Consider the following 20,964-nt stretch of genomic DNA (forward strand, 5'->3'; position numbering starts at 1 on the left):
GAGCGCCAGCACCAGGACGATCAGGAACAGCCGGGCACGGCGTCCCTTCTTCCTGACCTTCGTCTTGGCGGAAGGGGCGGTTGTGTTGGAGGGCATCGCTGTCCTTCGAGGGGCAGGGTGGTCCTAGGTGCTGAAGCAACCATAGGCGCAGCGACTGACAGCCCCGGACGCGGTGTCTTGTATGAGCGTCAGGGCGTCCGGCAGACCCGTCCTTGCGTAAAGGAATCGTCAAAGATTAGGTAAGGTAACGAAGTACCGGTGTTTGAAGGAACGTTTCGGCATCGGTGCGTGAGGGCGCCTGACGGCGCGTGAGGGGAAGGATCGGCCACTGACTGTCCACCATCTCAACGAGCTCCTGCTCATCTGCTCGCTCGTCCTGCTCATCGCCGTCGCGGCCGTGCGCGTCTCCTCCCGCAGCGGGCTCCCCAGCCTGCTCCTGTACCTCGGGATCGGGATCGCCATCGGACAGGACGGAATCTTCGACGTCCAGTTCGACAACGCCGAGATGACCCAGGTCATCGGCTACGCGGCGCTGGTGGTGATCCTGGCCGAGGGCGGTCTGGGCACCAAGTGGAAAGAGATCCGCCCGGCGCTGCCCGCCGCGGTCATGCTCTCGATCGTCGGTGTCGCGGTGAGCGTGGGGGTGACCGCGGCCGGGGCGCACTACCTGGTCGGGCTCGAATGGCGGCAGTCACTGATCATCGGCGCGGTGGTGTCCTCGACGGACGCCGCGGCCGTCTTCTCCGTCCTGCGCAAGGTCCCGCTGCCGTCCCGGATCACCGGCGTCCTGGAGGCCGAGTCGGGCTTCAACGACGCCCCGGTCGTCATCCTGGTCGTCGCCTTCTCCACCCCGGGCCCCGTGGAGTCCTGGTACGCCCTGGTCGGCAAGATCGCCCTTGAGCTGGCGATCGGCGCCGCGATCGGCCTCGCGGTCGGCTGGCTCGGCTCCTGGGGCCTGCGGCACGTGGCGCTGCCCGCGTCCGGCCTCTACCCGATCGCCGTGATGGCGATCGCCGTCACCGCGTACGCGGCGGGCGCCATGGCCCACGGCTCCGGCTTCCTCGCGGTCTATCTGGCCGCGATGACCCTCGGCAACGCCAAGCTGCCGCACTGGCCCGCCACCCGCGGCTTCGCCGACGGCCTCGGCTGGATCGCCCAGATCGGCATGTTCGTGCTGCTCGGCCTGCTCGTCACGCCGCACGAGCTGCCCGACGACTTCTGGCCCGCCGTGCTCATCGGCCTGGCCCTGACGATGGTGGCCCGCCCGCTGGCGGTGCTGATCAGTGTGGCGCCGTTCCGGATGCCGTGGCGGGAGCAGGCCCTGATGTCCTGGGCGGGGCTGCGCGGCGCCGTGCCCATCATCCTGGCCACGATCCCCATGGTCTCCGGGATCGACGGCAGCGAGCGGGTCTTCAACATCGTCTTCGTCCTGGTCGTCGTCTACACCCTCGTCCAGGGTCCGACGCTGCCCTGGCTCGCCAGGAAGCTGCGCATCTCGGACGTGAAGACCGCCGCCGACCTCGGCATCGAGTCGGCGCCCCTGGAGCGGCTGCGCGGCCATCTGCTGTCGGTGGCGATCCCGCCCGGGTCGCGGATGCACGGCGTCGAGGTCCACGAGCTGCGCATGCCTCCCGGCGCGGCGGTCACCCTGGTCGTACGGGACGGCAAGAGCTTCGTACCGGGGCCGACGACCGTGCTGCGGCGCGGCGACGAGCTCCTGGTGGTGGCGACGGACCCGGTGCGCGACGCGGCCGAGGCACGGCTGCGGGCGGTCGGCCAGGGCGGCAAGCTGGCCGGATGGCTGGGGACGGGCCGGCCGGGGGCGCGCCCGGACCAGGGGACCACGGGAACCAGGGGAACCAGGGGAACCACGGGGAAAAGGTCCGGCTGATCGGCCCGGTGGCTCGGCCCGGTGGCTCGGCCGGGCGGATCGGCCGGTGGACGCCCCGGCGGATCGGCCCGGTCGATCGGCCCGGTCGATCGGCCCGGTCGATCGGCCCGGTTAATCAGAGGTGTGATCTCCGTCATCCGTGCGCTTTCACAGGCGCGGAGCCGAATCCCCCTGTACCATGAAGGCACACCACTGATCGACCAACTCTGCCTGACGCAGAGCTGGCGCGACCGTATGGCGGTCGGAGGCTCCCCTCAGGTGAGCCCCGGCATCTACCGCAGTTCCGCGCAAGAGGACAGCTCTCGGCGGCGCCCGTACCCACCCGGTACGAGGGGCGCGCTACCAGGCGGCAGAAAGGCAAGGGCCGTGGCATCCACGGTCGCTTCCGAGCGTCGCCCGGGCTACGGGCAGCTCCTGCGCACTCCCGGCGCACTGACGTTCCTGCTGCCCGGCTTCGCCGCCCGGCAGCCCTTCGCGATGCTCACCATCAGCATCGTGCTCCTCGTCCAGCACACCACCGGCTCGTACGGCAGTGCCGGTGCCGTGGCCGCCGTCACCGGCGTCTCCATGGCCCTGTTCGCCCCCCAGAGCGGCAAGCTCGCCGACCGCCTCGGTCAGCGCGCGGTGCTGCTCCCCGGCGTCCTGGTGCACGCCGCCTCGGGCTCCGTACTGATCACGCTGGCCCTGGCCGGCGCCCCCCTGTGGGCGCTGTTCCTGGCCGCCGTCCCCACCGGCGCCTCGGTGCCGCAGGTCGGACCGATGGTCCGGGCCCGCTGGGCCGCCAAGCTCGACGGCTCGCCCCTGATGTCCACGGCCGCCGCCTTCGAGTCGGTGACTGACGAGTTCACCTTCGTCATCGGCCCGGTGCTCGCGACCGCGCTGTGCACCGGCGTCCACCCGGCGGCCGGACTGATCACCGAAGCCGCGCTGACCCTGGTCGGCGGCCTGCTCTTCGCCTCCCAGCACCGCACCCAGCCGCAGCCCAGCCGCGCCGGCGGCGACGACGCGCGCGTGGAGCACGTCTCCGCGCTCTCCATCCCCGGTGTGCGTGTCCTCGCCGTGTCGTTCCTCGGCATCGGCGCCGTCTTCGGCGGGATGCAGGTCTCGCTGACCGCGTTCTCCGAGGAGATCGGCAACCCCGGCGCCAACGGCCTGCTGTACGGGATCTTCGCCGCGGGCAACATGCTGGCGGGCATCGCGTGCGGCGCCATCGCCTGGAAGTCCGCTCCCCGGACGCGGCTGATCGCCGGCTACACCGGCCTGACGCTGGCCGCCTCGGGCCTGTGGGCCATGCACTCCGCGGTGCTGCTCGGCGGCCTCGGGCTGATCGTCGGCCTCTTCATCGCCCCGGCCCTGATCACCGGCTACACCCTGGTCGAGTCGCTGGTCCCGTCCTCCGCCCGGACCGAGGCCTTCACCTGGCTGACCGGCGCGGTGGCCCTGGGCCAGGCCGGCGCGGTCACCGTGGCCGGCCGGCTGGCCGACGCCCACGGCTCCAGCGCGGGCTTCCTGGTACCCATGGCGGGCACCGCGCTGGCCCTGGTCACGCTGGTCTCCCTGCGCTCGCGGCTGGCTCCGCGCTCCGCCGGACGCACCGTCGCGCGTAGTGGCGTGGGTCACCGCGTCCCCGTCACGGTGGACTGATCCAGCGGAATACGTCACTATGGACCGTCGTTAGCACTCATCGAGTGAGAGTGCCAGGAGGAAGACACGTGCCGACCTACCAGTACCAGTGCACCGAGTGCGGCGAAGGCCTCGAGGCGGTGCAGAAGTTCACCGATGACGCCCTGACCGTCTGCCCGAACTGCGACGGACGCCTCAAGAAGGTGTTCTCGGCCGTCGGCATCGTCTTCAAGGGCTCCGGCTTCTACCGCAACGACAGCCGCGGCTCCTCGTCGAGCAGCACGCCCGCGTCCTCGGCCGCCAAGCCGTCGACGTCGTCGGGCTCGGACTCGAAGCCGGCCGCGTCGTCGTCGAGCTCCTCGGCCTCCTCGGCGTCCAGCTCCACCAGCTCGTCGTCGGCCGCCTGACCGGCCGCACGAGCCCCGGAACACAGCCGGACCCCGCCGTCCCCGACGGCGGGGTCTTCGGCATGCCCGGACCACGTTCTGGCCGTGGATCACCCCGGCTAGGGTGCTGCGCATGGCTAACGCAGAGAGCACGCGAAGCGCGGACCACGCGGAGCACGCCGACCAAGGCGACCATGCCGACCACGCCGACCACGCGGTGAACGCCGAGGTGGCGGGGAGCGCCGGGAGCGCGGGGAGCGATGGCGGCGCCGGAGACGACGGGCGCGCGGAGATCGGTGTCATCGGCGGTTCCGGCTTCTACTCGTTCCTGGAGGACGTGACCGAGCTCCAGGTCGACACTCCGTACGGAAGCCCCAGCGACTCCCTGTTCCTGGGCGAGATCGCGGGCCGCCGGGTCGCCTTCCTGCCGCGGCACGGCCGCGGCCACCACCTTCCGCCGCACCGCATCAACTACCGCGCCAACCTGTGGGCCCTGCGCTCGGTGGGTGTGCGCCAGGTGCTCGGGCCCTGCGCGGTCGGCGGGCTGCGGCCCGAGTACGGGCCGGGGACGCTGCTCGTGCCGGACCAGCTGATCGACCGTACGAAGTCGCGCGTCCAGACGTACTACGACGGCCTGCCGCTGCCCGACGGCTCGGTCCCGAACGTCGTGCACGTGGCGCTGGCCGACCCGTACTGCCCCGAAGGCCGCAAGGCCGCGATCGCGGCGGCGCGCGGGCGCGACTGGGAGCCGGTGGACGGGGGCACGCTGGTCGTCATAGAGGGCCCGCGCTTCTCCACGCGCGCGGAGTCGCGGTGGCATGCCGCTATGGGCTGGTCGGTGGTGGGCATGACCGGCCACCCCGAGGCGGTGCTCGCCCGCGAACTGGGGCTCTGCTACACGACGATGACCCTGGTCACCGACCTGGACGCGGGCGCGGAGACCGGCGAGGGCGTCTCCCACGAGGAGGTGCTGCGGGTGTTCGCGGCCAATGTGGACCGCCTCCGCTCGGTGCTCTTCGACGCGGTGGCGGCCCTGCCGTCGGGAGAGCGCGACTGTCTGTGCACCCGGGCGCTGGACGGGCTGGACACGGGGATCCGGCTGCCGTAGGGGGGACGCGGGCTTGCCGTAGGGGGTGGTGGGGGGCCTGCTGTAGGGGGTGGGGACCTGCCGTAGGGGTTGGGGGCCCGGCGCGGGGACCTGCCATAGCGGGCTGCGGGGGGCTGCGGTCCGGGTGGCCCGTCTGCCCGTGCGGGTGAGGGAGTTGTCCACAACCCGGGAGTAATCCACAGGGCCGGGCGGGAAGTTGGCGCGGCGGGGATCGTGAGGAGCGTTCGAGCAGCACCCGCTCCCGCTCCTCACGATCGGTGGTGACCCGCCATGTCCTGGCCCTCTCCCCTGCCCTCCTCCCCCGCACCCGCCCCTCCCCCCACCCCCGCTCCCCCGCCTTCCCCGGCCCCCGAGCCGGTCGGCGTGCCCGTCTTCCCCCCGCTGCGGGTGCGCGGGAGCCGGCACCGGCTGCGGCGGGCGGTGCGGCGGCGGCGGCGGGCGATGGCGGCCGGGCTCGCGGTGGCCGCGGCGGCACTGGCGGCGGTGGGCGCGCGGGCCCCGGGCCGTGCGGAAGCGGGCCCCCCGGCAGCCGGCGCAGTGGCGAAGGTGAGCACGGGCGCCCGTCAGACGGCCGCGGCATCCGGCCCTGCCCCCAAGGCGGTTGACGTGGTGTCGGCGCCGGTACGGATCGCGGACGCGGAGACCGTACGGCTGCTGCGGCCCGGCGACCGGGTCGACGTGATCGCGGCACCCGACTCCTCACCGAGCGGCCCGGGCGGTACGCGCGGTACGGGCGGTTCAGGTGGCGCGGGCAATTCCGGCGCGGCCCGCCTGGTGGCCTCGGGTGCGCGGGTGACCGATGTGCCCCGGCCACGCGGTCCGTCCGCGTCCGACGAGGGGGCTTTGGTCGTCCTCTCCGTCCCCCGCGCCACCGCGACGGCGCTCGCGGGTGCCGGCGCGACCTCCCGGCTGGTGGTGACGTGGTGCTGAATCGCACTGACTTCCTGTCAAGTCACCTGTCTGCGTATGCGGATTGGACAGTGCGGTCATGCGCTGACGTAGGTTGCGGAACGATTTGCTCCACCCCCCGCACCTGCGAAGAGAGGCTCACTCGTGACCGACGAGAAGAAGAGCGGCGGCGTCATGGCGGGCTTCAAGGCCTTCCTGATGCGCGGCAATGTGATCGACCTGGCCGTCGCGGTGGTCATCGGTGCCGCGTTCACCACGATCGTGAACTCGGTCGTGAAGGGCGTCATCAACCCGCTGGTCGGTGCGTTCGGCACGAAGGACCTGAACAGCTACAGCTCGTGCCTGAAGGGACCCTGCCGGTTCGACACGAAGACGGGCGAGGCCGTCTCCGGTATCCCGATCATGTGGGGTCTGGTCCTCAGCGCGGTGCTGAGCTTCCTCATCACGGCGGCCGTCGTGTACTTCCTGATGGTCCTGCCGATGGCCAAGGTCCTGGCCATGCGCGCCCAGCGCGACAAGGCGAAGGAGGGCGTCGAGGAGACCCTGGAGATCAGCGAGCTGGAGGTGCTGAAGGAGATCCGCGACGCCCTGGTCTCCCAGCGGGGCACGGGGCACAGCACGCCGTAGCGCACGGCCGCGGGCCGGGTGGGGCCACGCTCAGATGTGGTGGGGCGGCTTCTCGTCGAGGAAGCGCGCGAGATCGGCCGCGCTGCCGGCCGAGGGGGCCCGCTCACCCCACCCGCGGTCCGTGTCGTCCGAGGACTGCTGGTCCAGCGGATCGTCGAAGACCAGCGCGGGCCTCGGCTTCGGGTCGGGCGCCGGCTTCGCATCGCGCGGTCCGGGGGCGGGGGCGGTACTCATGGATCCAGGGTACGGCGACACGGCGGCCGGGGCGGCGGGGATCCGGGTGGCGCAGGTCACCGCCACCGAAGCCATCCCCGTGGCCGATGTCCAAGCCCTCCCCGCCGCCTTCCCCTCTCCCCCTCACCGGTCCTTCGGGTCGAGCAGCCAGAGGCCGAGGACGACGAGGAACGCCAGGCCGAGGAACCCCGTGCCCCACCAGGCGGTCGCGGTGTCGCCCTTCATCCACTCGTTGACGATCACCGTCAGCCCCCAGAGCTGGCCGACGACCACGGTGATCGCCAGGACGAGGCGGGCCGTCAGCTTCGAGGACCGCTCGGGCTCCTGCTCGGTGCCCGCACCGGGGCCGGGCCCGGTGCGCCGGGTACGGGGGTCGCCGTATCCACTGGTGGCGCGGATCTGGGGGTACCGGTCGTGCACGGGACGGTTGAGGCGGGGCTGGGCGCTGCCGGGCGTATACGGGGGCGGCGCGGGCACGACGGCGTCGCCGCTCCCGCCGGGGCCGGTGTCGGCGCTCATGTCCGCTCGCTCCTCTCGGTCCGGGAACCCGCTCCCGGGCAGCCGATCCGGGCCGCCATGTCCGGGTGCCGCTCACCGAACTGCCGGCACATGGCCGCCTTGACGCTCTCGCCGGAGCGGGTGGTGGCCACCGCCCAGACGCTGCCGTCGACCTCCTCCACGAGGAGCACCTTCGGCAGGGGGCGGGGCGGCGGCCCGGCGGTCACCTCACCGGTGCGGGGGTCGAAGACGCCCTCGTGGCAGGGGCAGTACAGCTCGCCCTCGTCACCCCGGTCGGTGCGCCACAGCACCGCGCAGGCCAGGTGCGTACAGACGGCGGAGTAACCGACGAGGGTGCCGTCCCGGAGCCGGACGCCGACCGCCCGGTCGTCCTCGCCGGGGAAGCGGAAGGCGACCGCCTCGCCGGGGCGGAGCCCGTCGGCCACGCGCTTGGCCTCGGGGGCGTCCGCACTGTCCCCGTGCCGGTGGAGTACGCCTCCGGCGACGGCGACCGCCCCCACGGCGAGGCCGCCGGAGACGGTGGTGACGATCCGCAGGTAGTCGCGGCGGGTGGTGAGCGAGTCGGCGGCGACGCGGTCGCGCAACGCCTCCCGGGCGGGGTCGGGCCAGGGGACGGCGCCACCCGGGCCGTCCTCGCGCGAGCGGCCTTCCCCCGGGCCGGCCACGCGCGGGCCGCCTCCCCCCGGGGCACCGTCGCCCGGCCCACCCGACCCCGGCCCGCCCGGCCCCGGCGGGGCCGTCCCCGGCGTGCCGGGACCGCCGCCCGGGCCGTCGGGCGGCGGGGGCTGGCCGGTCGGGCTCATCGGACCGTCCTTCCGTTCACCTCGACGACCGGGAGGCCGCCGGGGACCGGCCAGTCGACCCGGTCGGCGGGGACGACCATGGCCACTCCGGTGGACACGACGACATCGCCGAACGTGAAGGAGTCGGCGACCTGGACACCGGGGCGTTCGGCGCGGAGCTCGTCGAGCGTTCCGTAGAAGAGGGCGCCGGTGGGGCAGACCGTGGCGCACATGGGGGCGAGGCCGTAGGCGGTGCGGTCGTAGCAGAGGTTGCACTTCATCTGCAGCTTCGCCTGGAGGTCGATCTTCGGTACGCCGAAGGGGCAGGCGTTGACGCAGTTGGCGCAGCCGATGCAGCGGCTGGTGTCGGCCTGCTGCACCACCCCGTCGGCCGTCACCAGGATCGCGTCGGCGGGACAGACCTCGGCACAGGGGGCCACCGGGTCCTCGCAGTGCATACAGACCGTGGGAAGGGAGGCGACCGAGTGCCCCTCGTCGGGGTAGTCGAGATGGATCATGGATTTGCCCCGGTGCGAGTCGCATTCGCGGCAGGCCGAGACACAGGCCTGGCAGCCGATGCACCGACCCGGGTCGATGAAGATCGTTCTGCCCATCATGGCGGGCGTCAGCTCCTCTCGGCGGTGCCGCGCCCCTGCGGGGCCGTGGGCGGCCGGGGGTCGGTGCGGGGGTCGGTGCGGGGGTCCTGGGCCGCCGTACGGGCCGCGTGGCCGGGGGCGTTCGGCGGCGCGGGGACCTCGGTGAGCCGGTCGCCGGGCTCGATGCGGCAGGCGCAGACCTTGTACTCGGGGATCTTGGAACGGGGGTCGAGGGCATCGATGGTGAGCACATTGGCGGCGGTGGGAGCCGGCCAGTGGTACGGGATGAAGACGGTGTCGGGGCGGATCGCCTCGGTAACCAGGGCGGGGAAGACCTCGCTGCCGCGCCGGGTGACGACGCGGACCGGGTCGCCGTTGCGGAAGCCGTGCGAGGGGTGGACCTCCACCCAGGGGCGGGGGGTCTGTTCGACGAGCGCGCCGAGCCGGCGGGTCTGGTTGCCGGAGAGGAAGTGCGCCACGGTCCGGCCGGTGGTGAGGGAGAGGGGGTGCTCGTCGTCGTACGGGTCCATCGGCGGGTGCCAGTCGACGACCTGCATATGGATCCTGCCGTCGGGGTGCGGGGTCCGCCCGTCCTCGAAGAGGCGCGGGGTGCCGGGGTGGTCGGTGGAGGGGCAGGGCCAGACGATCCCGCCGGTCTCCTCCAGACGCTCGTAGGTGATGCCGTAGTAGTCGTTGACCGTCCCGGCGGAGGCGGCGCGCAGCTCGTCGAAGACCTCGCGCGAACCGGCGAAGGCGAACTTGTCGCCCGCACCGAGGAGTTCGGCCAGCCGGCAGATCACCCAGGTGTCGGTGCGGACCCCGGCCGGGGGCTCCTGGGCCTTGTTGTGCTTGACCACCCTGGCCTCGGCGTTGGCCATCACGCCCTCGTCCTCGGCCCACGTGGTGACGGGGAGGACCACATGCGCGTTGGCCGCGGTCTCGGAGAGGAAGAAGTCGAATTGGGCATGGAACTCAAGGGCGTCGTAGCCCTCCTTGACCTTCCGGTAGTCCGGGAGGGAGACGAAGGGGTTGTTGCAGACGCCGATCAGACCGCGGATCTCCTGGCGGCGCATCTGATGGACCATCTCCGTCATCGAGGTCCCGGCATACGGGAGTTCGGACTCCTCGATGCCCCAGATCTCGCAGATCTGCCGACGGTGCTCGGCGTTCAGGATGGAGCGCCCGCCGGGCAGCAGGTCGGCCTTCTGGCCGTGTTCCCGGCCGCCCTGGCCGTTGCCCTGGCCGGTGAGGGTGCCGTAGCCCGCGCCGGGTCTGCCGAGGTTGCCGGTGGCCACGCAGAGGTTGATCACGGAGAGGCAGTTCTCGACGCCCTGCGAGTGGTGCTCGATGCCCCGGGCGTGCCAGGCCATGGCCTTGGGGGCGCGGGCGAAGGCGCGGGCCACCTCGACGATCTGGGCGGCCGGCACCCCGCAGATCTCGGCGGCCCGCTCGGGGGGATACTCGGCGGCCTTGGCGCGGACCTCCGCCCAGCCCGTGGCGTGGGCGGCGAGGTAGGCCTCGTCGACGAGCCCATCCTGGATCACGACGTGGAGGAGCGCGGTGAAGAACGCCGAGTCGGTGCCGGGTTTGAGGGCGACGTGGATGTCGGCGGTGCGGGCGACCGCCGTCTCGCGCGGGTCGACCACGATCAGGGTGGCGCCCCGGTCGCGGGCCCCCCACACGTACTGGGTCAACACGGGGAAGCATTCGCCGACGTTGGACCCGGCGATGAGCAGGCAGTCGGTGAGGAGGATGTCGGAGAAGGGATTGGCGGCCCGGTCGATACCGAAGGCGAGCTTGTTGGCGCCGGCCGCGGAGACCATGCACAGCCGCCCGTTGTAGTCGACGTGCCGGGTCTTCAGCGCGACCCGGGCGAACTTGCCGACCAGATAGGTCTTCTCGGAGAAGAGGCTGGCCCCGCCGAGCAGTCCGAAGGCGTCGTTGCCGTGCTCGCTCTGAATCCGGCGGATCTCCGCGGCCGTGAAGTCCAGGGCCTCCTCCCAGGTGGCCTCGCGGAAGGATTCGTCGCGGGAGCGGCGCAGCAGCGGCGCGGTGAGCCGGTCAGGGTGGTTGATCTGCTGGTACGCGTTGATGCCTTTGGGGCACAGGCGCATCCGGTTGATGTCGTGGTTGCGGGGTTCGACGCCGAAGACCTTGCCGGCGCGGTCCACGCGGAGATACATCCCGCACTGCACCCCGCAGAAGCAGCAGTGGGTGGGCACCAGGGTCTCGCCGTCCTGGTCGGCGCGCCGGCGGTCGGCCGGGACGGCGCCCGCGTCGAGGAAGTCGCGGGTGCCGGGCGGGGCGAGGGAGGGGTCCAGCGGGAGCCGGTTCACTTGTAGCCCTTCTTGACGTGCGCGAGGTAGGCGGAGCCACGCAGCACCCGCTTGCAGCGCGGGCAGTACTCGGCCCAGGCGTCGAAGCCGAGGTCCAGATCGCGCATGGTGCCGCGCAGGTTCTCGACATAGGGGGTGGTGTCGACGGGCTCGCCGCACCGGCGGCACCGGAAGACCTGCTCGTCCTGGCGGGCGGTGTACTTGAAGAGCTGCATCCCGACGGCGGCGGGCCGCTGGACGATGTGGAAGAACTTCCCGAACGGGATGTAGATGAGGGTGAACACCACGGACACCATGTGCAGCACGGCCAGGAACTCGTAGCCGCCGCCGTGCAGGAAGAGCGACGAGAAGGTGAGGAGGAGGCCGGTCACGGAGACGACGATCAGCAGGATGAGCGGGACCAGGTCGTAGGCGAAGCGCTGGCCGGTGATCGCGCCGCGGTCCTTCATCCGGCGCCACAGGAAGTACGAGGCACCGGGGACGACCAGGAGGGCGGCGATGTCCAGACCGTGGAACATCAGCCGGCCCAAGAAGTCCAGGGAGTCGAAGCCGAGGATTCTCAGGCCCCAGATCCGCATCTCGTAGCCGGGTCCGGGACCGGTCGGGGCGGTGAAGGTGAACCAGCCCCAGGTGAGGGGGAAGGTGATCGCGGCGGCCAGCAGACAGCCCCAGAAGATCAGCTGGTGGGCGGCCCAGCGGGCGTGCGAGCGGGCGCCGAGGAACTTCTGGAGACCGAGGTAGGTGGCGGCCATCCTGGGCAGCGCGGTGGGCGCCCGGCGGAAGTTGGCGACGGAGAAGAGGCTGCGCCGGCCCTGGGTGAAGAGGCGGCGGGCGCCGGGGGAGGAGAGCCACACGGTGTAGCGGTAGGCGATGCCGAAGGCGAGGAAGACGGTCGCGCAGGCGTAGGGAAGGAGGGCGGAGTCGAAGTCCTTCAGCCGGCGGCTGCCGAAGACGATGGCGAGGATCAGCAGGAGGGAGAGGGCGGTACCGGCGGCGGTCGCGCGCAGCGCGACGGTGGGCTTCGCCGCGGAAGGCTGCACTGCGGGACGCTTCGCTGCGGGAGGCTCGGTCACCCGGCCACCGTAGGTGCATCTGACCGTTTATCACCTGTTTTGACGGTCGGCGGGGTGAAGCCTTCAGTCAGATGGCAGTCAGGGCGGCGGCGGCCCGCCGACTCCCCTTCCGGCCGCGGACGGACCGTGCCGGCCCGCCCGCAGACCGCGGCGGCGCGATGCCGAGAACCCGGCGGCGTGACGCCGGAAACCCCCGGTCAACCCGCCCGGGCACCCCTCGGTGTCCCCGTCCCGGCGCCCGCGTCTGATCTCCTTGGCCCCATGCCCCGCATGACCGCACGCAGCCGCCACGAACACCACCGGGCGTCGACGCCCCTGGAACTCTTCTTCGACCTCTGTTTCGTCGTCGCCGTCGCCCAGGCCGGCGCCCGTCTCGTCCACTCGCTCGCCGAGGGCCACCTCGGCGCCGGGCTGGCCGGTTACACCGCTGTCTTCTTCGCCATCTGGTGGGCCTGGATGAACTTCACCTGGTTCGCCTCGGCGTACGACAGCGACGACGTGCTGTACCGGGTCGTCACTCTCGTACAGATCACCGGCGTCCTGATCCTCGCCGCCGGGGTGCCGCGCGCCTTCGACGACCGCGACTTCACCGTCTGCGTCATCGGCTACATCGTGATACGGCTCGCCCTGACCAGCCAGTGGCTGCGCGCGGCGCGCAACGCGGCGGACCCGGGCGAGCGCGGGATGGCGCTGCGGTACGCCGCCGGGCTCGTGGTGTGCCAGCTCGGCTGGGTCGGGCTGCTCTTCGTGCCGGTGGGCACCGCCCGCTCCCTGGTCTTCGTGGCACTGGCCCTCGCCGAGGTCGCGGTGCCCGTGATCGCCGAGCGGGACGCCCAGAGCACCTGGCATCCGCACCACATCGCCGAGCGGTACGGGCTGTTCACCCTGATCGTGCTGGGCGAGACGGTCGCCGCCGCCACCGTCGCCGTACAGGAGGCGCTCGACGAACACGAGGCGCTGGGTGAGCTGCTGCCGCTCGCGGGCGGCGGGCTGCTGATCGTCTTCGCGGCCTGGTGGATCTACTTCGCCGTGCCGATCGCCGGTCATCTCGTCTCGAACCGCCAGGCGTTCGCCTGGGGGTACGGACACTTCGTCATCCTCGGCTCGGCCGCGGCCATCGGGGCCGGGATGGAGGTGGCGGTCGAGCAGGCGGTCGGCAAGGCGCACATCTCCACGGCGGCGGCGTCGGCCGCCGTGACCGTGCCCGCCGCCCTGTTCATGATCACGGCATGGGCGCTGCACTCGCGCCACTTCAAGCGCACCACCGCCCAGCAGCTTGTTCTGCCCGTCTCGGCAGTGGCGACCCTGGCCTGCACGTTCGCCGGGCACGCCGCCGTCCCCGCGGCCGGTCTGGTGGCCGTCGCCACCGTGGCGACGGGAGTGGCGCTGACCGCTCGCGACGGCGAGGGCGAGGGCCCTAGGGTCGACGGTCATGGCTGACACCCCGAAGACCTTGCGGACCGACTCCCTCACGGATGTGCCGGGCTTCCTCGTCGGGCACGCCCGGGTCCCCGGCGAGCGGGCCCTGAGCGGGACCACCGTCGTCCTCGCCCCGGCCACCGGCGCCGTCGCCGGCGTCGATGTGCGCGGCGGCGGCCCCGGCACCCGGGAGACCGACGCCCTCGACCCGCGCAATGTCGTCGAGCGGATCGACGCCGTGGTGCTGACGGGCGGCAGCGCGTACGGACTCGACGCCGCGGGCGGGGTGATGGCCTGGCTGGAGGAGCGCGGACGCGGGGTGCGGGTGGGGCCCGAGCCGCACCAGGTGGTCCCGGTCGTCCCGGCCGCCTGCCTCTTCGACCTCGGGCGCGGCGGCGACTGGCGCGCCCGGCCGGACGCGGCCACCGGCCGGGCCGCCGTCGAGGCGGCGGGCACCGAGGTCGTCCAGGGCGGCGTCGGCGCCGGGACCGGGGCGGTCGCGGGCGGCCTCAAGGGCGGGGTCGGCACCGCGAGCCTCACCCTGCCCTGCGGGGCCACCGTCGGGGCGCTGGTCGTCGTCAACTGCGCGGGATCGGTGCTCGATCCGGCCACGGGGGCGCTGTACGGGGCGGCGGGGCGCGTCGCGTACCCCGAACCGGGCGTCCACGAGGCGGCCATGAGGCGGCTGGAGGCGGCCCTCGCCACCTTCCGGCTGCCGCCCCTGAACACCACGCTCGCGGTGGTCGCCACCGACGCGCCGCTCACCCGGCCGCAGGCGCAGAAGCTCGCGGGCACCTCGCACGACGGCCTGGCCCGGGCGATCCGGCCGGTGCATCTGATGCACGACGGCGACACGGTCTTCGCCCTGGCCACCGGCACCGGCACCGCCACCGGCACCGCGCTGTCGCCGGACGGCCTCAACTCGGTGCTGGCGGCGGGCGCGGACGTGGTGGCCCGGGCGATCACCAAGGCCGTGCTCGCCGCCGAGGGGGTGGAGGGACCCGGCGGGACGTTCCCGTCGTACCGGGAGCTGTACGGGAGTTGAACACGCCCCGGGCGCACCCGAACACTCCCGGACGCGCCCGGCTACGCGCCCCTTGTGGCGTGAGTCACAGGGTGCCCCCGCAACCGTAAGGGCCATGTGGGTGCTCTGTGCACGTACTGGAGTGACGTACGCACAGATGGAGCAACCACGTGATCTCGCCCGACACCGCCGCGCAGTCGCAGTCCCGCACCCCGCAGCAACTGCGCGCCCGGCGGCGGGCGTTCGCCGCCGCGTCGGCGCTGCTGCTCGGCGCCCTGACCCTGACCGCCTGCGGCGGCAGCGCGTCCGGGTCCGACAAGGACGGGAGCAAGGGCAAGGGCGGCGACTCGGCCCCCGCCCAGGACGTCTCCACACTGAAGATCACGATCTCGGCGAAGGACGGCTCCACCGACGCGAGCGTCAACAGCACCGCCGTCACCGCCCAGGGCGGCAAGCTCACCCAGGTCACCATGGTCGAGGCCCAGACCGGCAAGGCCGTGGCCGGGGCGCTCGCCGCCGACGGGCTGTCCTGGAAGCCCACCGCGAAGGTGGAGCGCGGCACCCCGTACAAGATCATGGCGACCGGCAAGGACGACAAGGGACGGCCCGCGACGGAGAACTCCGCCTTCACCACGGTCTCCTCGAAGAACAGCTTCATCGGCACCTACACGCCGGACAACGGCGCGACGGTCGGTGTCGGCATGCCGGTCTCGTTCACCTTCGACAAGGCGATCACCGACAAGAAGGCCGTCCAGTCGCACATCACGGTCAGCTCCAGCAGCGGCCAGCAGGTGGTCGGCCACTGGTTCGGCGGCCAGCGCCTCGACTTCCGGCCGCAGGACTACTGGAAGGCCGGGTCCAAGGTGACGATGAAGATCGACCTGGACGGGGTGCAGGGCGGCAAGGGCATCTCGGGCGTGCAGTCCAAGACCGTCACCTTCACCATCGGCCGCAACCAGGTCTCCACGGTCGACGCCAGGACCCAGAAGATGACCGTGCAGCAGGACGGCAAGACGATCAAGACCCTGCCCGTCTCGACCGGCAGCGCCGAACACAGCACCTACAACGGGCAGATGGTGATATCCGAGAAGTTCACCGAGACCCGGATGAACGGAGCCACGGTGAACTTCGGCGGCGAGTACGACATCAAGGACGTACCGCACGCGATGCGCCTGTCCACCTCGGGCACGTTTCTGCACGGCAACTACTGGTACAAGGGCGACCCGTTCGGCAACACGGGAACCAGCCACGGCTGTGTGGGGCTGAAGGACGTCCGGGGCGCCCAGGGGGACACCCCCGCCAAGTGGTTCTTCGACCACTCGCTGATCGGTGACGTGGTGACCGTGAAGGGCTCCCCGGACAAGACGATCGCCCCCGACAACGGCCTGAACGGCTGGAACATGGGCTGGACCGAGTGGCAGGCGGGCAGCGCCGCCTGACGGCCCGTCGGAGTACGGTCCGGGGCGCCGCCCCGGGCCGGCTCCCCCGCCGCACCCGGCCGTTCCAAGCCGATGAGAATGTTTCGGCCATGCCCGCTGCGCGAAGCGCGCGCAAGGGCTACGTTGAGCACCCTCTACGTGACGAACAGCTACGGCGGGGAGACGCCTTGGTGCCCAACGAGTGCGAGTACGAGACGGCCGAGGAACACCTCGCCGGCCTGCTCGGCCGCGCGCTGAACTCGTTCGACCTTCCGGACGAGCTGGTGGAGAGCCTGGATTCGGCCCTCGCGCACACCACTTCGCTGCACTCGTCGCTGCACGCCTCGGGTGGCCCCGGCCGCCCCCGGCTCAGCCGCGAGACCTACCGCCACACCTATCTCCTCCTCGACGGCGCCACGGTCACCCTCTGGGAGGTCGTGCACGCCCGGGGCAACGAGGTGTACGCGGACGAGGAGAGCGCGGTGCTCGCCGCGGCCCGGCTGTGCCGGCGGGTCCGGCCGGACCTGGCGCCCGGGGTGGCCGACGACGGACTGGACCCGGGCCTCACCGGGGTCGAGGTCATCGGCGGGCCGGCGCCGGTGGAGCGCGCCGGAGCCGGCCGGACGTACGAGGCGGACGGCTCGGCCGACCACGCGCGGCGGCTGCTGCGCCGCGCCGAGAACCCGGACCGGCCCGGCGAGAGCGTGGCCCGCTTACTGCGCGGCGCCCTCGCCCACCGCATCGCCCGGGCCCTGGGCGGCCCGGGCGGAGCGGCCGGGCGCGGCGGCGCCATCCTGTACGAGCACGCGTTCCTGCTCGGCGACGGCGTCGAGCTGAGCCTGTGGGAGGTCGAGCACACGGCGACACCGGACGGCAGTCACATGTGCGAGGTGTACGCGGCGCAGGAGTCGGCGCGGGCGGCGGTGGAGCGGCGCACACGGGTCTCCTGACGCGCGGTCGGGAAAAGCAAGGACGCCGGGCCGGGTGGAGGGAACTCCACCCGGCCCGGCGTCCTTGTGTCCTACCGGCCCGCCCGCCGCGTCACGGCGTCAGCGCCGGCTCCTTGGCCACGTCATCGAAGTCGTCGGAGGGGACCGCGTCCGCGCCGCCCTCCAGATGCTGCTTGGGCCTGGCCGGCAGCAGGAACATCCCGACGAAGATCAGGGCGCAGACGCCCGCCACGACCCACAGCGAGCGCTGGAAGGCGTCCGAGAAGGCCGGGCCGATCTCGGCGAGCGGGAGATCGTCGTCGATCGCGCCGAAGAAGACCACCGACACCAGACCGAGGCCCAGCGCGTTGCCCATCTGCTGCACGGTGTTGATCAGACCGGACGCGGAGCCCGCGTGCTCCTGCGGGACCTCCGAGAGGACCGCGTCGGTGAGCGGGGCGACGATCAGACCCATGCCGACGCCGAGCACCACCAGCGGCAGCGCCATCTGCCAGGACTCGATGTCCATCCCGAAGTGGCGCGCCTCCCAGATGTAGATCAGCAGGCCGAGGGCGGTCACCAGCGCGCCCGCCTGGAGCACCTTGCGGCCGAACCTGGGCACCAGCGACTGGACGGACATGCCCGCCGCGGCCGACATGGCGATGGAGAACGGGATACCGGTCAGACCGGCCCGCAGCGCGCTCCAGCCGAGGCCTATCTGCATGTACAGCGTCCACACCAGGAAGAAGATGCCCATCGCGAGGCCGAACGTCATCTGCACCGCGATGCCCGCGGCGAAGCTCTTCACCCGGAACAGCGAGAGCTCCACCAGCGGCGAGCCGTCCCTGCGCGCCTTGACCCGCTCGTACGCCACGAGCGCACCGAAGACGACGAGGCTGCCGGCCATCGAGAGGTGGCCCCACAGCGGCCAGCCCAGCTCCCGGCCGCGGGTCAGCGGGTAGAGCAGCATCAGCAGACCGAGGGTGACCAGCGCGACGCCCACGAGGTCGAGCTTGAGGGCCTTGGGCGCCCTGGACTCGGTGATGAACTTGGCGCCCAGGACCAGACCGGCGATACCGACCGGCAGGTTGATCAGGAAGATCGGCCGCCACTCGAGACCGAACAGGTTCCACTCGGTCAGCAGCGCGCCCAGGATCGGACCCGAGACCGCGCCCAGGCCGATGACCGCGCCGAACATGCCGAACACCTTGCCGCGCTCCTCGGCCGGGAAGGTGGCGTGGATGATCGACAGGACCTGCGGCACCATCAGGGACGCCATGGCGCCCTGGAGGATGCGGGAGGCCACCAGCATCTCCGGGTTGGCGGCGAAGCCGCAGAGCGCCGAGGCGATGGTGAAGCCGGTCATACCGATGAGGAAGAGCTTCTTGCGGCCGTGGATGTCACCGAGGCGGCCACCGGTGATCAGTCCGGCGGCGAACGCCAGGGCGTATCCCGCGGTGATCCACTGGATCGAGGCGAAGGTCGCCCCGGTGTCCTTCTGGATCGAGGGGATCGCCACGTTGACGATCGTGACGTCGACCAGGTCCATGAAGGCCGCGGTCATCACGATGGCCAGGGCGAACCACCGTCGGCGGTCGGTCACGGCGGCGGCTGTGCCGGGGGCCGCGGCTTCTGGAGGTGTGGGCGTGGTGGAGGTCATGGGAGAGAAGTTAGACCGTATGTAGGTCAGACCGCGTCCTAGTTTTCCCGCATCCTGGATCTCATGACGGACACCCCGGCTCGGCTGCTCCAGCTCCTCTCCCTGCTCCAGACGCCCCGCGAGTGGCCCGGCGGCGAGCTCGCCGAGCGGCTCGCCGTCTCGCGGCGCACGGTCCGCCGCGATGTGGACCGGCTGCGCGAGCTGGGCTATCCCGTCCAGGCGACCCTGGGCGCCGACGGGGGGTACCGGCTGGTGGCCGGGAAGGCGATGCCGCCGCTGGTCCTCGACGACGAGGAGGCGGTGGCCATCGCGGTGGGGCTGCGGGCGGGCGCGGGCCACGCCGTCGACGGGGTGGAGGAGGCGTCGGTACGGGCGCTGGCCAAGCTGGAGCAGGTGCTGCCGTCCCGGCTGCGGCACCGCGTCGCCACCCTCCAGGCCGCCACGATGCCGCTGACCGGTCCGTGGCGCGGCGACGGGGCGAGCGTCGACCCGCACACGCTGACCGTGATGGCCTCGGCGGTCACCGGCAAGGAGCGGCTGCGCTTCGACTACCGCAAGGGCGACGGCAGCGAGTCGCACCGCCAGGTCGAGCCGTACCGGCTGGTGTCGACGGGCCGGCGCTGGTACCTCGTCGCGTACGACATCGAGCGCGAGGACTGGCGTACGTTCCGGGTCGACCGGGTGGCCGCCCCCTTCGCGACCGGGTCGCGGTTCGCGGCCCGGGAGCTGCCCGCGCAGGACGCGGCGGAGTTCGTGAGCCGGTCGCTGACGCGGATGCAGCCGGAACTGGACCTGGACGTGACGTTCGAGGCGCCCGCCGACTTCGTGACGGCCCGGCTCACCCCCTCGATGGGGGCGCCCGTGCCGCTCGGCCGGGCGCGGTGCCGGCTGCGGGCGCGGGTGACGGAGTCGCTGGAGTGGGTGGCGATCCGGCTGGCGCTGGTGGACTGCGAGTTCGCGGTGGCCTCGCCCGGGGCGCTGACGGACTATCTGGCGGATCTGGGGTCCCGGCTCACCCGGGCGGCGGGCCCGCAGCCCGAGTAGTCGCCCGCGCGCCCGCGGCCTCCCCCCGGGCAGGGGGGAGCCCCCGGCACCAGGGGGGGAGGGTGCCGGGGGCTCGTCTGGGGGGTGGGCCGGGGCGGATCGTTACGCCGCCGCGTCGAAGCCCGTGTCCCGTGCCATCTTCTTCAGTTCCAGCAGGGCGTGCTTCTCGATCTGGCGGATGCGCTCGCGGGTCAGGCCGTGCTCCTTGCCGACCTCGGTCAGCGTGCGCTCGCGGCCGTCGTCGATCCCGTACCGCATCTTGATGATCGAGGCGGTGCGCTGGTCGAGCTTGCCGATGAGGTCGTCGAGCTCCTCGCTGCGCAGCAGCGTGAGCACCGACTGCTCGGGGGAGATCGCCGAGGTGTCCTCCAGGAGGTCGCCGAACTGGGTCTCGCCCTGGTCGTCGACCGCCATGTTGAGCGAGACCGGGTCGCGCGCCCAGTCCAGGACGTCGGCGACGCGCTCCGGGGTGGAGCCCAGCTCCGCGGCCACCTCGACGGCCTCCGGGTCCCTGCCGTTCTCCCGGTTGAACTCGCGCTGGACGCGGCGGATCCGGCCCAGCTCCTCCACCAGGTGGACGGGGAGGCGGATGGTGCGGGACTGGTCGGCTATCGAGCGCGTGATGGCCTGGCGGATCCACCACGTCGCGTACGTCGAGAACTTGAAGCCCTTGGCGTAGTCGAACTTCTCCACCGCGCGGACCAGGCCCGCGTTGCCCTCCTGGATCAGGTCGAGCAGGGGCAGACCCGCCCTCGGATAGCGCCGGGCCACGGCGACGACGAGGCGGAGGTTGGAGCGGATGAAGAGGTCCTTGGCCCGGTCACCGGCGGCGACCAGGGCTTCGAGTTCCTCGCGGGAGGCGCCGCCGGCCTTGCTCTCCACCTCGCCGTCGAGGATCTGGCGTGCGTACACACCCGCCTCGATGGTCTGGGAGAGCTCGACCTCCTTGGCGGCGTCGAGCAGCGGCGTCCGCGCGATCTCGTCGAGGTACATTCCGACCAGGTCGCGGTCGGCGATCTCGCCGCTGACGGCGCGAACACTGCTCCCCGACTCGGATCCGCTGCTTGCGGTCCGGCGGGCGACGGCGCGGGTTGCCATGCGTGCTCCCTTGCTGTGTAGGTCGCGACACCCTCCCGGGTGCCCTGCATCCGATGGAAACAACGGCTGGAATCCGGACAGAATTCCCGTCCGGACCATCGATTTTCCGGATCATGCAGTACCCTGTGCCGCCACAGTGGCGGACGGATGCCGCGGGAACGTACAGAGGCGCAGGTCAGACCAGGTGCCGGGACCCGTGGTCCCCGGCCGCGACCCCCGTCCTCTGAGACCGGCGTCACACCCGGAACAGTTGCCTTCACCGCAGAAGTACCCAACCCCCGTTCCGCT

Annotated in this window: 19 protein-coding genes; 11 read left to right on the forward strand and 8 right to left on the reverse strand. The window is 72.2% G+C overall.

The genetic code is table 11. The annotated features are described in order from the left end of the window. Positions 1-328: 328 nt before the first annotated feature. The 6 genes from ACZ5ID_RS21880 (at position 329) to mscL (ending at position 6,544) form a co-directional block, all read left to right on the forward strand. Complete coding sequence (locus ACZ5ID_RS21880) at positions 329-1,891, forward strand: potassium/proton antiporter (protein WP_468900576.1); 1,563 nt, start codon at positions 329-331, stop codon at positions 1,889-1,891. A gap of 366 nt (positions 1,892-2,257) precedes the next feature. Next, a complete protein-coding gene (locus tag ACZ5ID_RS21885) occupies positions 2,258-3,535 on the forward strand; it encodes an MFS transporter (protein WP_468900407.1) in 1,278 nt (425 codons plus the stop codon). Positions 3,536-3,603: 68 nt separating this feature from the next. Then, complete coding sequence (locus ACZ5ID_RS21890) at positions 3,604-3,921, forward strand: FmdB family zinc ribbon protein (RefSeq protein ID WP_468900410.1); 318 nt, start codon at positions 3,604-3,606, stop codon at positions 3,919-3,921. 112 nt (positions 3,922-4,033) lie between these two features. Further along, a complete protein-coding gene (locus ACZ5ID_RS21895) occupies positions 4,034-5,008 on the forward strand; it encodes an S-methyl-5'-thioadenosine phosphorylase (RefSeq protein ID WP_468900413.1) in 975 nt (324 codons plus the stop codon). Positions 5,009-5,278: 270 nt separating this feature from the next. Next, entirely contained in the window at positions 5,279-5,938 is a 660-nt protein-coding gene (locus ACZ5ID_RS21900) for a hypothetical protein (RefSeq protein ID WP_468900416.1), read from the forward strand. 123 nt (positions 5,939-6,061) lie between these two features. Then, positions 6,062-6,544: a large conductance mechanosensitive channel protein MscL gene (gene mscL, locus ACZ5ID_RS21905; RefSeq protein ID WP_468900418.1), complete on the forward strand. Its 483-nt coding sequence runs from the start codon at positions 6,062-6,064 to the stop codon at positions 6,542-6,544. Positions 6,545-6,574: 30 nt separating this feature from the next. On the opposite strand, the gene ACZ5ID_RS21910 is transcribed toward mscL, so the two are convergent. The 6 genes from ACZ5ID_RS21910 to ACZ5ID_RS21935 all read right to left on the reverse strand — a co-directional run bounded on the left by ACZ5ID_RS21910 (position 6,575) and on the right by ACZ5ID_RS21935 (position 12,084). Further along, positions 6,575-6,778, reverse strand: a complete 204-nt coding sequence (locus ACZ5ID_RS21910) for a hypothetical protein (protein WP_468900421.1) — start codon at positions 6,776-6,778, stop codon at positions 6,575-6,577. A gap of 123 nt (positions 6,779-6,901) precedes the next feature. Then, on the reverse strand, positions 6,902-7,297 hold the full coding sequence (locus ACZ5ID_RS21915) for a hypothetical protein (RefSeq protein ID WP_468900424.1): 396 nt from the start codon (positions 7,295-7,297) through the stop codon (positions 6,902-6,904). Next, on the reverse strand, positions 7,294-7,962 hold the full coding sequence (locus ACZ5ID_RS21920) for a QcrA and Rieske domain-containing protein (protein WP_468900427.1): 669 nt from the start codon (positions 7,960-7,962) through the stop codon (positions 7,294-7,296). The genes ACZ5ID_RS21915 and ACZ5ID_RS21920 overlap by 4 nt, the downstream gene beginning before the upstream one ends. Positions 7,963-8,096: 134 nt before the next feature. Then, entirely contained in the window at positions 8,097-8,696 is a 600-nt protein-coding gene (locus ACZ5ID_RS21925; RefSeq protein WP_468900430.1) for a 4Fe-4S dicluster domain-containing protein, read from the reverse strand. An 8-nt stretch (positions 8,697-8,704) separates the two neighbouring features. Then, complete coding sequence (locus ACZ5ID_RS21930) at positions 8,705-11,011, reverse strand: molybdopterin oxidoreductase family protein (protein WP_468900433.1); 2,307 nt, start codon at positions 11,009-11,011, stop codon at positions 8,705-8,707. Beyond that, the gene (locus tag ACZ5ID_RS21935; protein ID WP_468900436.1) at positions 11,008-12,084 is read right to left on the reverse strand and encodes an MFS transporter; all 1,077 of its coding nucleotides are present in this window, start codon (positions 12,082-12,084) and stop codon (positions 11,008-11,010) included. The genes ACZ5ID_RS21930 and ACZ5ID_RS21935 overlap by 4 nt, the downstream gene beginning before the upstream one ends. Positions 12,085-12,345: 261 nt before the next feature. Here ACZ5ID_RS21935 and ACZ5ID_RS21940 point away from each other — a divergent pair, with 261 nt between their 5' ends. From ACZ5ID_RS21940 to ACZ5ID_RS21955, 4 genes are all read left to right on the forward strand, one after another. Continuing rightward, positions 12,346-13,524 (forward strand): low temperature requirement protein A, encoded by a 1,179-nt coding sequence (locus tag ACZ5ID_RS21940; RefSeq protein WP_468900439.1) that lies wholly within the window; start codon positions 12,346-12,348, stop codon positions 13,522-13,524. Further along, positions 13,517-14,548: a P1 family peptidase gene (locus ACZ5ID_RS21945; RefSeq protein ID WP_468900442.1), complete on the forward strand. Its 1,032-nt coding sequence runs from the start codon at positions 13,517-13,519 to the stop codon at positions 14,546-14,548. The genes ACZ5ID_RS21940 and ACZ5ID_RS21945 overlap by 8 nt, the downstream gene beginning before the upstream one ends. Positions 14,549-14,697: 149 nt before the next feature. Beyond that, positions 14,698-15,966 (forward strand): L,D-transpeptidase, encoded by a 1,269-nt coding sequence (locus ACZ5ID_RS21950; protein ID WP_468900445.1) that lies wholly within the window; start codon positions 14,698-14,700, stop codon positions 15,964-15,966. Between the two features lie 167 nt (positions 15,967-16,133). Then, positions 16,134-16,895 (forward strand): DUF6227 family protein, encoded by a 762-nt coding sequence (locus tag ACZ5ID_RS21955; RefSeq protein ID WP_468900448.1) that lies wholly within the window; start codon positions 16,134-16,136, stop codon positions 16,893-16,895. A gap of 91 nt (positions 16,896-16,986) precedes the next feature. Here ACZ5ID_RS21955 and ACZ5ID_RS21960 read toward each other — a convergent pair whose 3' ends face one another. Further along, entirely contained in the window at positions 16,987-18,534 is a 1,548-nt protein-coding gene (locus ACZ5ID_RS21960) for an MFS transporter (protein ID WP_468900451.1), read from the reverse strand. A 63-nt stretch (positions 18,535-18,597) separates the two neighbouring features. Between ACZ5ID_RS21960 and ACZ5ID_RS21965 the strand changes: the two genes are divergently transcribed. Continuing rightward, on the forward strand, positions 18,598-19,578 hold the full coding sequence (locus ACZ5ID_RS21965) for a helix-turn-helix transcriptional regulator (protein ID WP_468900454.1): 981 nt from the start codon (positions 18,598-18,600) through the stop codon (positions 19,576-19,578). Positions 19,579-19,680: 102 nt separating this feature from the next. Here the strand turns inward: ACZ5ID_RS21965 and ACZ5ID_RS21970 are convergent, their stop codons facing one another. After that, positions 19,681-20,676 (reverse strand): sigma-70 family RNA polymerase sigma factor, encoded by a 996-nt coding sequence (locus tag ACZ5ID_RS21970; RefSeq protein ID WP_468900457.1) that lies wholly within the window; start codon positions 20,674-20,676, stop codon positions 19,681-19,683. Positions 20,677-20,964 lie beyond the last annotated feature (288 nt).

This window comes from Streptomyces sp. NPDC031670, assembly GCF_055580545.1.